General features: G+C 50.4%; 15 protein-coding genes. 13 read left to right on the top strand and 2 right to left on the bottom strand.

The window, feature by feature from the left end; genetic code table 11:
• The first annotated feature begins 19 nt into the window (after positions 1-19).
• Genes flhF through CWE09_RS14255 form a run of 11 tightly spaced genes read left to right on the top strand, consistent with a single transcriptional unit; the run spans position 20 to position 10,114 of the window.
• Positions 20-1,426, top strand: a complete 1,407-nt coding sequence (gene flhF / locus CWE09_RS06565) for a flagellar biosynthesis GTPase FlhF (RefSeq protein WP_126803179.1) — start codon at positions 20-22, stop codon at positions 1,424-1,426.
• A gap of 48 nt (positions 1,427-1,474) precedes the next feature.
• Positions 1,475-2,317: a MinD/ParA family protein gene (locus CWE09_RS06560; RefSeq protein ID WP_198679731.1), complete on the top strand. Its 843-nt coding sequence runs from the start codon at positions 1,475-1,477 to the stop codon at positions 2,315-2,317.
• Complete coding sequence (locus CWE09_RS06555; protein ID WP_126803178.1) at positions 2,310-3,035, top strand: RNA polymerase sigma factor FliA; 726 nt, start codon at positions 2,310-2,312, stop codon at positions 3,033-3,035. The genes CWE09_RS06560 and CWE09_RS06555 overlap by 8 nt, the downstream gene beginning before the upstream one ends.
• Positions 3,036-3,082: 47 nt before the next feature.
• Entirely contained in the window at positions 3,083-3,466 is a 384-nt protein-coding gene (gene cheY, locus CWE09_RS06550; protein WP_126803177.1) for a chemotaxis response regulator CheY, read from the top strand.
• 19 nt (positions 3,467-3,485) lie between these two features.
• Complete coding sequence (locus CWE09_RS06545; protein WP_126803176.1) at positions 3,486-4,244, top strand: protein phosphatase CheZ; 759 nt, start codon at positions 3,486-3,488, stop codon at positions 4,242-4,244.
• A gap of 13 nt (positions 4,245-4,257) precedes the next feature.
• On the top strand, positions 4,258-6,330 hold the full coding sequence (locus CWE09_RS06540; RefSeq protein ID WP_126803175.1) for a chemotaxis protein CheA: 2,073 nt from the start codon (positions 4,258-4,260) through the stop codon (positions 6,328-6,330).
• Positions 6,331-6,345: 15 nt separating this feature from the next.
• Positions 6,346-7,449 carry a protein-glutamate methylesterase/protein-glutamine glutaminase gene (locus tag CWE09_RS06535; protein ID WP_126803174.1) on the top strand — a complete coding sequence of 368 codons (1,104 nt, stop codon included), beginning with the start codon at positions 6,346-6,348 and terminating at the stop codon, positions 7,447-7,449.
• A gap of 9 nt (positions 7,450-7,458) precedes the next feature.
• Positions 7,459-8,238, top strand: coding sequence for a ParA family protein (locus tag CWE09_RS06530; RefSeq protein ID WP_126803173.1), 780 nt, complete (start codon positions 7,459-7,461; stop codon positions 8,236-8,238).
• A gap of 9 nt (positions 8,239-8,247) precedes the next feature.
• On the top strand, positions 8,248-9,051 hold the full coding sequence (locus CWE09_RS06525) for a chemotaxis protein CheW (protein ID WP_126803172.1): 804 nt from the start codon (positions 8,248-8,250) through the stop codon (positions 9,049-9,051).
• 28 nt (positions 9,052-9,079) lie between these two features.
• Positions 9,080-9,586 carry a chemotaxis protein CheW gene (locus tag CWE09_RS06520; protein ID WP_126803171.1) on the top strand — a complete coding sequence of 169 codons (507 nt, stop codon included), beginning with the start codon at positions 9,080-9,082 and terminating at the stop codon, positions 9,584-9,586.
• Between the two features lie 15 nt (positions 9,587-9,601).
• Positions 9,602-10,114 carry a DUF2802 domain-containing protein gene (locus tag CWE09_RS14255; RefSeq protein ID WP_241974312.1) on the top strand — a complete coding sequence of 171 codons (513 nt, stop codon included), beginning with the start codon at positions 9,602-9,604 and terminating at the stop codon, positions 10,112-10,114.
• 46 nt (positions 10,115-10,160) lie between these two features.
• Here the strand turns inward: CWE09_RS14255 and CWE09_RS06510 are convergent, their stop codons facing one another.
• Both CWE09_RS06510 and fliK read right to left on the bottom strand, forming a co-directional pair.
• The gene (locus tag CWE09_RS06510) at positions 10,161-10,418 is read right to left on the bottom strand and encodes an EscU/YscU/HrcU family type III secretion system export apparatus switch protein (protein ID WP_126803170.1); all 258 of its coding nucleotides are present in this window, start codon (positions 10,416-10,418) and stop codon (positions 10,161-10,163) included.
• On the bottom strand, positions 10,415-11,398 hold the full coding sequence (fliK, locus tag CWE09_RS06505) for a flagellar hook-length control protein FliK (protein ID WP_157982825.1): 984 nt from the start codon (positions 11,396-11,398) through the stop codon (positions 10,415-10,417). The genes CWE09_RS06510 and fliK overlap by 4 nt, the downstream gene beginning before the upstream one ends.
• Before the next feature lie 138 nt (positions 11,399-11,536).
• Between fliK and ccmA the strand changes: the two genes are divergently transcribed.
• Both ccmA and ccmB read left to right on the top strand, forming a co-directional pair.
• Positions 11,537-12,166 (top strand): cytochrome c biogenesis heme-transporting ATPase CcmA, encoded by a 630-nt coding sequence (gene ccmA, locus CWE09_RS06500; protein ID WP_126803168.1) that lies wholly within the window; start codon positions 11,537-11,539, stop codon positions 12,164-12,166.
• Positions 12,166-12,852: a heme exporter protein CcmB gene (ccmB, locus tag CWE09_RS06495; protein WP_126803167.1), complete on the top strand. Its 687-nt coding sequence runs from the start codon at positions 12,166-12,168 to the stop codon at positions 12,850-12,852. Before ccmA ends, ccmB begins: the two co-directional genes overlap by 1 nt.
• The last annotated feature ends 1 nt before the right edge of the window (position 12,853 follow it).

The following is a 12,853-nucleotide window of genomic DNA, read 5'->3' as shown; positions in this document are numbered from 1 at the left end:
CAATTCGTCAGGGGGAAAGGTGAAAATAAAACGTTTTTTTGGCACAGATATGCGCTCAGCATTGGCTGAAGTTAAAGAAGTTCTTGGCCCTGACGCGGTGATCATGTCTAACAAACGAGTCAGCGGGGGGGTCGAAATAATGGCCGCCTTTGATCAGGAGGCACCTGAACCTAAACGCCGTAACTCTGCATCTGACTCAGGTCAACAGGTAGTCCGTGGTGGTCCTGAAAAGCAGGAAGCTATTGCTGACTCCCTGCAGGCTTTATTAGCACGCCAGCAGGGAGAACCTGATCCTGTGCCACCTCGCCGTAGCCGGGAAGAAAAAGCTAAGCCTGCGTATGACCCCCTGGACCCCAGTCAGGAAGCACAACATAACCAGCAGCATGACGAACACTATGCTGGTTTTGCAGCGCCCAGAGAATCGAGGGAATCTTCACAGCGACCTTCTCCGCGAGGCGCAGAGCAGGATGTTTTGCAGCAGCGCCTGAGTACTCAGGACGCCACCATCAGCTCTATGAAATCGGATATGTCTGCCATTCGTAACTTGCTGGAACAGCAGGTATCAGGGCTTATGTGGCAGGATATGGAGCGCCGAGAACCGACCCGCGCTATGTTGATAAAGAAGCTGACTGAACTTGGTCTTACCGAGCAGGTATCGGATCAGTTGTCCTGTTTTATTCCGGAAGGCTTAAGTGAAGATGAAGCCTGGAAGCAAACCATCGATTTATTGCAGGGCCAGATAGCGACGACCCGAAATGATATTTTACAGCAGGGCGGCATTGTCGCTCTGGTGGGACCGACTGGCGTAGGTAAAACGACTACGGTTGCTAAATTAGCCGCGCGTTACGCGCAGATGCATGGGCCGGACAGTGTCGCTATGGTCACTACGGACACCTTCCGGATTGCCGCCAGTGAGCAACTACAAACCTATGCCCGGATTATCGGTTGCCCGATTAAAGTAGCCAAAGACGCCGACGAACTAAATGCGGTGTTATTACAGCTACGTCAGCGCCGCCTGGTGCTGATAGATACCGCAGGAATGGGCCAGCGAGACTTACGTTTAAGTGAGCAGTTGTCGACCTTGATGGAAAACTCACGACTGCGTATCCGGCCTTACCTGGTGCTTTCCTCGACAGCCCAGGCTCCGGTGCAGAATGAAATTGTGCGCCAGTTTAAAAAGATTCCGTTGAATGGCTGTATTTTCACCAAGCTGGATGAATGTCTGAGCCTGGGTGAAGTATTAAGTACCGCGATTCATAACAGCCTGCCGATCAGTTATCTGACGGATGGCCAGCAGGTTCCTGAAGATATCAAGGTAGCTGATGCGCGTTATCTGATAGAACAGGCTGCAGCTATGGCAGCAAAGACTAAGCCCGAGAGCTACCGCTTTAATGCGGAAGCGAGTTCGCAGCTGTCACAGCAGTAATAAGAAGAGATAACTATCGTGATAGATCAAGCAAGCGGTTTACGCAAAATGATGAAGCAGAGCATGGTCAAGGTGATTGCGGTCACCGGCGGCAAAGGAGGCGTGGGTAAAACCAATGTTTCTCTGAATATGGCCGTGGGCATGGCTCAGCAAGGGCAGCGAGTATTAGTTCTGGACGCTGATTTGGGGCTGGCCAATGTAGATGTCATGTTGGGGCTACGAGTGCGCCGGAATCTGTCTCATGTGCTGGCTGGACAGTGCGACTTAGATGATATTCTGGTAGAAGGCCCGGCGGGCATAAAAATAGTGCCAGCCACCTCAGGCACCCGCAATATGGTTGAATTAAGCCCTGCAGAACACGCTGGCCTGATTCGCGCCTTCAGCTCCATGCAGGAAGATTTCGATGTCTTAATCATCGACACTGCGGCAGGCATATCGGATATGGTTCTTAGTTTTTCCCGTGCTGCTCAGGATGTGGTTCTGGTGGTCTGTGACGAGCCTACGTCGATTACTGATGCTTACGCACTGGTCAAGGTACTCAGCCGGGAGCATCAGGTGTTCCGTTTTAAAGTCATTGCCAACATGGTGCGAACCATGCGTGAAGGGCAGGTTTTATTCAACAAGCTGACTAAAGTGACCGACCGCTTCCTTGATGTAGCGCTGGAGCTGGCCGCTATAGTGCCTTATGACGAAAACCTGCGCAAAGGCGTGAGGCGTCAGCAACTGGTGATAGAAGCCTTTCCCAGATCGCCTTCTTCACTGGCATTTAAAGCGCTGGCCCACCGGGCGGCCAGGTGGCCGGTCAGTGGTCAGCCAGGCGGTCATTTAGAATTTTTTATTGAGCAATTAGTACAACAGCCGACAACCTATAAAGGGGTGGCCAATGAGTAAAGCAGCTGCCTACGCGATATCTCGCGACGACCGGACCCAGATTGTTGAACAACATACCAATCTGGTGAAACGTATAGCGCACCATATGGTGGCCCGTTTACCCGCCAGTGTGCAGGTCGATGACCTGATTCAGGCAGGCATGATAGGCCTGTTGGAGGCATCAGGTAATTTTGATCATAGCAAAGGGGCCAGTTTTGAAACCTTTGCCGGGATCCGTATTCGCGGTGCCATGCTGGATGAAATCCGGCGTGGCGACTGGGCACCTCGTTCAGTGCATAAAAATAGCCGCCTGATTGCGACCGCTATTCGTGAAGTTGAAAGTGAGACTGGCCGCGATGCACGGGATTTGGAAGTTGCCGAAAAACTGAATATGGAACTCGATGATTATCATCATATTTTGAATGACGTGCGCTCAGGGCGTATGATTGGCATCGAAGATTTAGGGGTAACGGAAGACGCTTTGCTTTCTGATAAGCAGGACGCTTCTTTTGATGGCCCTTTTAATGATATAGAGCAGGATGCGTTCCAGCGCTCTTTATCAGCTTCAATTCGGACTTTGCCAGAACGTGAAGCGCTGGTATTGTCTTTATATTACGATGAAGAACTGAACTTAAAAGAAATTGGTGAAGTATTAAGTGTCAGCGAATCTCGGGTAAGTCAGATACACAGCCAGGCCATGCTACGACTAAAATCGCGTATGCAAGACTGGACTGGCTGATATAATAATTAACCTTTTATAAATCAATTGCCTCAGTGGAGGGTACTTTGGATAAAAGTATGAAAATCCTGGTCGTAGACGACTTTTCTACGATGCGACGTATTATCAAGAATCTGTTACGTGATCTTGGTTTCCAGAATATAGAAGAAGCAGATGACGGTACTACCGCGCTGCCGATGCTGCAGAATGGTGATTTTGATTTTGTTGTAACTGACTGGAACATGCCTGGTATGCAGGGGATTGATCTGTTGCGGGCTATTCGGGCCGACGACAGCATGAAAGAGATTCCTGTGCTTATGGTGACGGCGGAGGCGAAACGTGAACAGATCATTGAGGCAGCTCAAGCGGGTGTAAACGGATATATAGTAAAACCTTTTACGGCGGCCACGTTGAAAGAAAAACTGGACAAAGTGTTTGAACGTCTTGGGTAATCAAAGCAAGGACCAGCCTATGAAAAGCGAAGTTGGGCCGGCAATTAGCCTTGAACAGGCACGTGAGCTGGTAATCTTACTCGAAGCTGATAAGCAGGAAGAAGCGAACGCGCTTTTCCTTGGTTTAAAAGATGAGAGCAGCGATGACTTGTTCATGTCTGTTGGCAAACTTACCCGTCAGTTGCATGATTCGTTATCTGATTTTCAGCTCGATCCACGGCTGGAAAAAATGACTTCAGATGACTTGCCGGATGCCAAAAATCGCCTGAACTACGTCATGGAACGTACTGAAGATGCTGCTAACCGAACCATGGATGCAGTAGAGGCCAGCCTGCCGCTGGCGGAAAGTCTGGGACGTGAAATTGATAATATCCGCCCAGTCTGGGATAAGTTAATGAGCCGTGACATTGAATTAAAAGAATTCAAGAAAATGTGTCATCAGCTCGATAACTTCTTTGGGCAGGCTCGTGGCAACAGTGAAAATCTGCATATGTTGTTGACTGAAGTGTTAATGGCGCAGGATTTTCAGGATTTGACTGGTCAGGTGATCCGTCGGGTCATAGAACTGGTACAGGAAGTCGAAGAAAGTTTGATTGAGCTGTTAACGGTGTTTGGCGATCAGGAAAAAGCCCGTGCAGAGCGTAAAGGCAGCCCGGCGAAAGCCGCAAAAGAGCAGCCCACAGGAGCGGAAGGCCCCATTATCGACCCGGACTCACGTAATGACGTAGTTACTGGCCAGGATGATGTGGATGACCTGCTATCGAGTTTAGGATTCTAGGAGCGCCGAGCGAATGAGCTTTGATGTAGATGAAGATATTCTACAGGACTTTTTAATTGAGGCCGGAGAAATTCTGGAGCTGCTTTCTGAGCAGCTGGTTCAATTAGAAAATGATCCAGATAATCGTGATTTGTTGAACGCAATCTTCCGTGGCTTTCATACCGTGAAGGGGGGCGCTGGATTTCTGTCGCTGACGGAGCTGGTGGATACCTGTCATGGCGCGGAAAACGTATTCGATACCTTGCGTAACGGCGGACGAAAAGTCTCATCAGAGCTGATGGATATAATCCTGCAGTCGCTGGATACTATCAATGAGCAGTTCGCTCAGGTTCGGGCGCGTGAAAATTGCACGCCAGCTGATCCCGAATTGCTGAAGCTGTTGGAAAAACTGAGCAAACCTGCCAGTGAAGACGAAGCTGAACCTGTTGCAGCACCGCAGGCCCCCGCTGCCAGCCAGAATGAAAGTGTAAGTGGTGAAGGTGGTGTTGACGAAATTACTGAAGATGAATTCGAATCACTGTTGGATGAGTTGCATGGCAGTAAAAAAGCGCCGGCAGCAAAAGCCAAAACGGAAAAAGCGGCTCAGTCGAAGTCTGACGACGATATTACCGATGACGAATTCGAAGCTTTGCTGGACGAGCTGCATGGTAGTGGTCCGGTAGAACCCAAGCCGGATAAACCGGCTAAAGCAGAAGCGAACAGTGCGGCTGAAAAAGCATCATCAGGCGGCGACGATAAAATTTCAGATGATGAATTTGAAGCCTTGCTCGACGATATGCATGGTAAAGGGCAGTTCAAGGCCACTACAGACGAAGGCGCGGCTAAACCTGCAGCGAAAGCTCCGGCGGCTAAAGCAGAAGTGGCCAAGCCAGCGCCAGCTGCTAAGGCAGCGGCGAAGACTGCTCCACCTCCAGCCGAAACTACAGTTCGGGTCGACACTAAGCGACTGGACGAGATCATGAATATGGTCGGCGAATTAGTACTGGTGCGCAACCGCTTGCTGAGCATTGACAGCAAGCAGGATGTGGATGACGAAGAGCTTAGTAAAACCATTGCTAATCTGGACGTAGTGACAGGCGATCTGCAAGGCGCAGTGATGAAAACCCGTATGCAGCCGATTAAGAAAGTTTTCGGCCGCTTCCCTCGGGTGGTGCGTGATCTTGCCCGTACGTTGAAAAAAGAAATCACCCTGGAATTGTCCGGTGAAGATACCGATTTAGATAAAAATCTGGTCGAAGCACTCGCCGATCCCCTGGTCCACCTGGTGCGCAACTCTGTCGATCACGGCATTGAAATGCCGGACGAGCGTGAAAAGTCAGGCAAACCACGGGTTGGTGTAGTTAAACTAAGTGCTTCTCAGGAAGGCGATCATATTCTGCTTACCATCACCGATGATGGCGCCGGTATGGATGCTGAAAAATTGAAAAAAATTGCCATAGAAAAAGGGGTGCTGGACGAAGATTCTGCCTCCCGTATGAGCAATGAAGAAGCCTATAACCTGATTTTTGCAGCCGGCTTCTCTACCAAGACAGAAATATCAGACGTTTCTGGTCGTGGTGTGGGTATGGATGTGGTGAAAACCAAAATCAACCAGCTCAATGGCTCTATACGTATTGACTCAGAAATGGGTAAAGGCACTATTTTAGAAATTAAAGTGCCGTTAACGCTGGCGATTTTACCTACTTTAATGGTTCTGGTAGCGAAGCAGACATTTGCTTTACCACTGGCTCAGGTCAGCGAAATTATTGGCCTGGACAAGAAACTTATTAATACAGTAGACGGGCAGCGCACTATGATTGTGCGTGAGCGAGCGATACCTTTATTTTATCTGCAGCATTGGTTGCAGCGAAATGCGGATCGGCAAAGCCGCCCGGATCATGGTCACGTGGTTGTGGTTCAGCTTGGCACTCGCCAGGTAGGTTTTGTGGTGGATGGGCTGATTGGTCAGGAAGAAGTAGTTATTAAGCCTCTCGACAGCATGCTACAAGGCACGCCCGGCATGGCTGGCGCGACTATCACCAGTGATGGTGGCATCGCCCTGATTCTGGATATCCCAAGCTTATTAAAGCATTACGCCAAACGCTAAAAGGCAATTCAATTAATGACAATCCGTGTTCTTGTAGTAGATGACTCGAGCTTCTTTCGGCGCCGGGTCAGTGAAATACTGAATGCATCAGCCGAGCTGGATGTGGTTGGTACCGCCGAAGACGGTGAAGCCGCTATAGAGCAAACAAAAAAGCTCAAGCCTGATGTAATTACCATGGATATAGAAATGCCGGTACTGGACGGAATCAGTGCCGTGCGTCGTATTATGGCGGAATGCCCAACACCTATTCTAATGTTCAGCTCCCTGACCCACGATGGTGCCAAGGCAACGCTGGATGCACTGGAAGCGGGCGCTTTAGATTTTCTGCCGAAAAAATTTGAAGATATAGCGCGTAATCGTGAAGACGCGGTTAATGTGTTGCAGCAGCGGGTTATAAGCATTGCCCGTAAGTCGGTGCCACGACGTTCAGTCACCCGCACTGAGCCTGCTGCGACCAGACCTTCGCCAGCGGCACCTGTTCGCCGTACTTCGAGTGCCGATTCAGCGCCGGTTAGTGGTACTAATCTGCAGGTTAACAGCCAGTATAAAGTGCTGGCGATCGGAACCTCGACCGGGGGCCCTGTTGCCTTGCAGACAATTTTGACGCAACTGCCTGCTAATTTTCCTTACCCGATAGTGCTGGTGCAGCATATGCCTGCGGCCTTTACCAAAGCCTTTGCCCAACGTCTTAATGGTTTATGTAAGATTGAAGTGCGCGAAGCCAGTGATGGCGATGTGCTTAAAGCCGGCGTTGCTTATCTGGCACCTGGCGGCATGCAAATGCTCGCGGATGGACGGCCAGGCAATGTACGTTTGCGTATAAAAGCTGATGAAAGTGAACGTATTACCTATCGCCCTAGTGTCGATCTTACTTTTGCCTCACTGAGCAAAGTGTATGGCAATAGCGCGTTGGCCGTTATTTTGACAGGTATGGGCGCGGATGGCCGCGAAGGCGCCCGCTTGCTCAAGGCCCAGGGGTCAAAAATATGGGCTCAGGACCAGGAGTCCTGTGTTGTTTATGGTATGCCTCAGGCCGTTGCCAGCACGGGTATCGCGGAAAAGAGCATTGCTCTGAATAACATGGCCAGAAGCATTATGCGTGAGGTGGGTTATCAGTAGGAGCAGCTTGTGATTGTCTGGGCTATTGCCAATCAAAAAGGTGGGGTGGGTAAAACCACCACCACAGTGACCCTCGGTGGCATGCTCGCGCAGCGTGGCAAGCGGGTGTTGCTGATCGACACGGATCCGCATGCTTCTTTAACTTATTACTTTAATATCGATACCGATGATCTCAGTAATAGCATGTACGCCTTATTTCTGGCGGGCAAAGACGTTACCCGTGAGCAGGCTCAGCAGACAATCTGCGCCAGTGGTTTTGACAACCTGGATGTATTGCCAGCGACCATGGCGTTGGCCACTCTGGATCGCAAACTCGGCACGCAAAGTGGCATGGGGCTGGTGATTCGCCGGTTAACTCAATTGCTGCAGAATGACTATGACTACGTATTGATTGACGTGCCGCCAGTACTTGGGGTGTTAATGGTCAATGCGCTGGCCGCCAGTACCCGCGTTATTATTCCGGTACAGACCGAGTTCCTGGCGTTGAAAGGGCTGGATCGCATGATGGGTACATTGAAATTAATTCAGCATTCTAAGAGTCTGCAACATCAGGTGACTATAGTGCCCACTTTGTATGACAAACGAACCCGGGCATCTTTAGAGGCGTATCAGAAGTTACGCACTATGCATGGCGACCTGGTATGGAACGGCATGATACCTGTAGACACTAAATTTCGTGATGCTAGTACAGCACAGACTCCGCCATCTATTTATGCGCCCAATTCACGGGGTGTTTTTGCCTATAATGGTCTGCTGAGCACTTTGCTGTCGCAAGACCAGCCGGTGTAAGGGGAACTCATGAGTAGCTTTTCACGAGACAAGGCAATGAATGAATACCTGGATGCCTTGCTGCTTGAAACCGAAGAACCAGAGATTAGAACGGCCCCTGTGCTGGATACTGCAAAAGTAGAGAAGTTATTGCAGCAGGCCAGCGCGGTTAAAGACGAGGCCTTTGCGCAAACCGAAGAGCAAACCGAACCTCAGGTTGAACAACCTGTTGAGGTTGAGGCGACACCGGTAGAAGCTGAGGTTGTAGCGGAACCTGAAGTTGAGACGATTGACGAAGTCGAAGAGACTGACGAGATTGCAGCTGAGTCCGAGGCTCTGGTTGAAGTTCCACCACCCCCTGTTGCTGATAGTATGCGGGATTACCATGAAGGTGATTTCCAGGCACTCTTTTTCAGTGTGGCAGGCCTCAAGCTTGCCGTTCCGCTGAAAAGCCTGGGCGGTATTCATGAGTGGAAGGAACCCAGCACCATATTTGGCAAGCCGCCCTGGTATTTAGGAATTATGACCAATCGTGAAGAAAAGCTGAATGTGGTCGATACAGCTCAATGGGTGATGCCAGAAAAATACAATCAGGAAATGGCCGACGCTTTAGGTTACCGTTATCTGATCATGTTGAATGAAAGTCGCTGGGGGCTGGCGTGTGAAAGCTTAGTAACCACAGAATCATTGTCGCCAGATGACGTACAATGGCGAAAAAGTAGCAATGGCAAGCGACCCTGGCTGGCCGGCGTAGTGCGCGAAAAAATGTGCGCTATTCTGGACGTAGATGCCATGGTCGAGATGCTGGAACAGGGGTTGAATAGTCAGGACTAAGTAGTAGTTGACTGGCATGGAGTAAATTATGAGCACTAAACAAGACAACCGTAGTTTGAAAAACCAGACCGCCACTGATGGCGATGATAAAATTCTGCAGTGGGTAACCTTCCAGCTGGAAGAAGAAACCTACGGTATTGCCGTCATGCAGGTTCAGGAAGTGCTGCGTTACAGTGAAATAGCTCCGGTTCCCGGTGCTCCCGATTACGTGCTCGGAATTATCAATCTGCGTGGCAACGTGGTCACCGTAATTGATACCCGTACTCGTTTTGGTTTGCCTGCCGCGGAAGTGACCGACAATAGCCGTGTGGTTATCATTGAAGCGGACCAGCAGGTTATTGGTATACTGGTAGACAGTGTGGCGGAAGTGGTTTATTTGCGCACCTCAGAAATCGACAGTGCGCCTAACGTAGGCACAGAAGAAAGCGCTAAATTTATTCAGGGTGTCAGTAATCGTGAAGGTGAATTATTAATTCTGGTTGACCTGAATAAGCTGCTGACTGACGATGAGTGGGATGAAATCTCACGTATTTAACAAGGTAGTCTGAAGATGGAGCAAATAATATTATCGCACTGGTTAGGTTTAAGCCTGTCTCTGGCAGCACTGGCGGGTGTGGTAGTGGTATTGATCGCATTGTACCTTCATCGTCAGGAACAACTTAAGCTGACTGGAGTAATTGCTCAGTCAGCTGCGCAAGCCGCCGGTGATGCTGCTGAGAAAGCGGCTCAGCGGGCAGCTGCAGAGCAGGCTCGCCGGGTTACTGAGCCAGTGAGTGAAGAGCAACAATATATAATGCAGCAGTTCAGCGAATTGCAGCAACGTCAGCGTGAAGTAGAGCAAAGTTTTGCGTTATTGCGGCAAGAGCAGGCGCGATTATCTGAGTTACAGGACAGTCTGCAGCAGTCACAGCAACAGCTGGAAGAACAGACCCCGGAAAGTCGCTTCTATCAACGCGCTGCCAAGCTCGTTGAAAAAGGCGCTGATGTGGAAGAGCTCATGGCCGAATGTGAACTGCCCCGTAACGAAGCTGAATTACTCATCTCTCTCCATAGTCGCCGTTAAAGATGCGGTGAAACTAATGGGGTCAGACCCCATCTTTTTAACCAACTCAGGCTTTGAGATCGAGCCAGGTGGCGAAGGCTATGATTTCGGCGATGATGACGTAGATTTCGCGGGGGATTTCGTCGCCGACATCGAGTTTGGATAGGAAGTTGGCCAGTTCCGGATCTTCGTGCACCAATACGCCTTGTTCTTTGGCTAGTGCGATAATTTCATCGGCTAACTGATTAAAGCCTTTGGCAATCACCGTAGGGGCATTTTGCCCATCGTAACTTAAACCTATAGCGCTTTTTTCTTCGTTCTTCATGCTTTCACCCGCATTAGTTCAGCGGGCTGCGGCGCCAGGGTTTCTGGTACCCGTCCCGTATGTGCTTCGCTGTCTACCTGACTCAGGCCTTGTGCTTTAAGACGTTCATTAAGCGCGGGTAGTTGTTTTTGCAACCAGCGACAGGCGCTGTCGCCGGACGTATAAAAGCGCAGCTGCACCTGCTCGCCATCCCAACGCCCTTTGACCAGCACAGGCCCAAGTCGCTCTGGCTGCAGGCGCATGCTGAACAGCCAGAACTCAGTGTCTTTCTCTTGCTCATTTTTCTGGTAACGTTTGCGCAACAGCAGCTCGAGTTGCCGCTGTTGTTGCTCACTCTCATAAGGCATCAGCAGATAATAATCAGGTTGCTGTGCAGCACTGCTGTCAGCGAGCTGTACCTGGCTCAAACGTATTTGATTTAAGTTGCCCTGCAGTTGGCTAAAGAGCTGTTGCATAAGTCCGCCTGGAGCTGCACCAGGCGCCGCTGCACTTGCCGTTGTAGAGGCAAAAAGGTTCTGCAGTAGCTGGCGCACCTGAGGCGCCTGCTGATTAGTCTGTAATCGCTCCAGTAAAAGCAACAGTAATGCGGGGCTTAAGCTTTGCGTCCAGTTGGCAGGGCTACTGACCGGTGGCTGGGTTAATTGTTGCACGGGATTAGTGGCAAACCAGTCACTGACCAGCTGGCGTAACTGCTGCGGCTGAGCCAGCTTGTTTGCGGGCAACTGCAGTTGGCTGAGCAGCGTGTCTAACAGTTTATGCTGGTTTGGCATTTGCTGTAACAGTTGAATAAGCTGTGCGGGTGACTGCTGAGAGGCCATTAATTGCCGTAGTGCCGGCGGCATCGCCAGTTGAGTATGACTGGACTGACTACCGCTTTTCGCGGCTTCAGGGTTAATGCCGGGTAGCTTCTCTGCACTTTTGGCGGGTAGCAAAAGCTGTTGCAGAAGGCTGTGGCGAAGGCTGGCAACTATTTTATCCATGCCCTGCATAGTGCCTGTCGGAAGGGGGGCTGTAAAGTCGCGCAGGCACTTGTTTCTATGTTAAAATAGCGGCCATTTTAAGCCGCTGTCTGTGGGTTACCTGGTAGCCATAGGCAGACAATGATGTGGATACGCTGTATGCAAAGCATTTTACAGGCAGAGCAACTGACGTCGGTGCGCGGTGAGCGCACCTTGTTTAGTGGCCTGGATCTGACTGTCGACAGCGGTCAGCTGTATCAGATTGAAGGCCCCAATGGTGCCGGTAAATCCACTTTACTGCGCATTCTGGCCGGTTTATTAAAGCCACAAGCGGGCGAGATCAAATTTTGTGCTGAAAATTGCGACCAGGTACGCGGTGAATTTTTACGCGATATGTTATTTATTGGCCACAAAGCGGCGGTCAAACCGGAACTGACTGCAATCGAGAATCTTGAGTTTTTTGCAGCGGTGCAAGGTCACCCATTGCAGGCGCCACCTTTTGAGTTGCTGGCGCAGTTGGGCCTGGTCGGTCTTGAAGACGTACCGGCAGGTCATTTGTCGGCAGGACAGCAACGGCGTATCGCGCTGACCCGGCTGTGGCTGACAAGCGCCCGTTTATGGATTCTGGATGAGCCGTTTACCTCGCTGGATACTGCCGGCATTGCGCTATTACATAAGCGTTTTGGCGAACACCTGGCTGCAGGTGGGGCAATTGTGCTGACTTCGCATCAGCCTTTAGACTGGGCGGGACAGGCATTTGTCCGTATGCAACTGGAGTATCAGTGGTAATGACACAACGAGTTTCCTCAGGCCAGGTGATTACCCAGTTAATACGTCGCGATTTGCGGGTAGCCTGGCGTCAACGCAGCGAATTTTTGAATCCGATAATTTTTTTGCTGGTGGTGATAACTTTATTTCCTTTGGCAGTTGGGCCAGGAGCTGATATTTTGAGCCGCATCGCACCTGGTGTGATTTGGGTCAGCGCCTTGTTATCTGCCATGTTAGGGCTGGAACGCATGTTTCGCGACGACTTTCGTGACGGGGCGCTGGAACACATGTTGCTATTGCCTTGTCCGATTGAGCTATCGGTACTGGCAAAAATTACGGTGCACTGGATTATCACCGCATTGCCGTTATTACTGGTATCGCCTCTGCTGGCATTATTGTTAAGCCTGCCGATGCAGGCGCTGCCAGTATTAATATTGACCTTATTACTGGGTACGCCCGTATTAAGTGCAGTAGGTGCAATAGGTGTTGCTTTAACGGTCAGCCTGAACCGCGGTGGGGCCTTGTTAAGCCTGTTATTATTGCCGTTACTGATCCCATTGCTGATTTTTGCAACGGCTGCTATTGAAGCGGCAACTTATGAATTGTCTCCAGCCGGACCGCTGGCTCTGATGGCCGCATTTTTAGTTTTGGCCTTAGGTTTAGCGCCGCTGGCAGTAAAAGCGGCCTTACAAGTGAGTGTGAATTAAT

This window comes from Aliidiomarina minuta (assembly GCF_003987145.1).
In the GTDB taxonomy this organism is placed as follows: Bacteria; Pseudomonadota; Gammaproteobacteria; order Enterobacterales; family Alteromonadaceae; genus Aliidiomarina; species Aliidiomarina minuta.
This window is presented reverse-complemented; position numbering and strand designations above follow the sequence as displayed.

Coding starts and splice junctions, on each gene's coding strand:
- CWE09_RS06540 (WP_126803175.1), top strand. CDS start 4,258: ATGAGCTTTGATGTAGATGAAGATATTCTACAGGACTTTTTAATTGAG.
- CWE09_RS06510 (WP_126803170.1), bottom strand. CDS start 10,418: ATGAAGAACGAAGAAAAAAGCGCTATAGGTTTAAGTTACGATGGGCAA.
- CWE09_RS06560 (WP_198679731.1), top strand. CDS start 1,475: ATGATGAAGCAGAGCATGGTCAAGGTGATTGCGGTCACCGGCGGCAAA.
- CWE09_RS06525 (WP_126803172.1), top strand. CDS start 8,248: ATGAGTAGCTTTTCACGAGACAAGGCAATGAATGAATACCTGGATGCC.
- ccmA (WP_126803168.1), top strand. CDS start 11,537: ATGCAAAGCATTTTACAGGCAGAGCAACTGACGTCGGTGCGCGGTGAG.
- CWE09_RS06535 (WP_126803174.1), top strand. CDS start 6,346: ATGACAATCCGTGTTCTTGTAGTAGATGACTCGAGCTTCTTTCGGCGC.
- ccmB (WP_126803167.1), top strand. CDS start 12,166: ATGACACAACGAGTTTCCTCAGGCCAGGTGATTACCCAGTTAATACGT.
- CWE09_RS06555 (WP_126803178.1), top strand. CDS start 2,310: ATGAGTAAAGCAGCTGCCTACGCGATATCTCGCGACGACCGGACCCAG.
- CWE09_RS06545 (WP_126803176.1), top strand. CDS start 3,486: ATGAAAAGCGAAGTTGGGCCGGCAATTAGCCTTGAACAGGCACGTGAG.
- CWE09_RS06520 (WP_126803171.1), top strand. CDS start 9,080: ATGAGCACTAAACAAGACAACCGTAGTTTGAAAAACCAGACCGCCACT.
- fliK (WP_157982825.1), bottom strand. CDS start 11,398: ATGGATAAAATAGTTGCCAGCCTTCGCCACAGCCTTCTGCAACAGCTT.
- CWE09_RS14255 (WP_241974312.1), top strand. CDS start 9,602: ATGGAGCAAATAATATTATCGCACTGGTTAGGTTTAAGCCTGTCTCTG.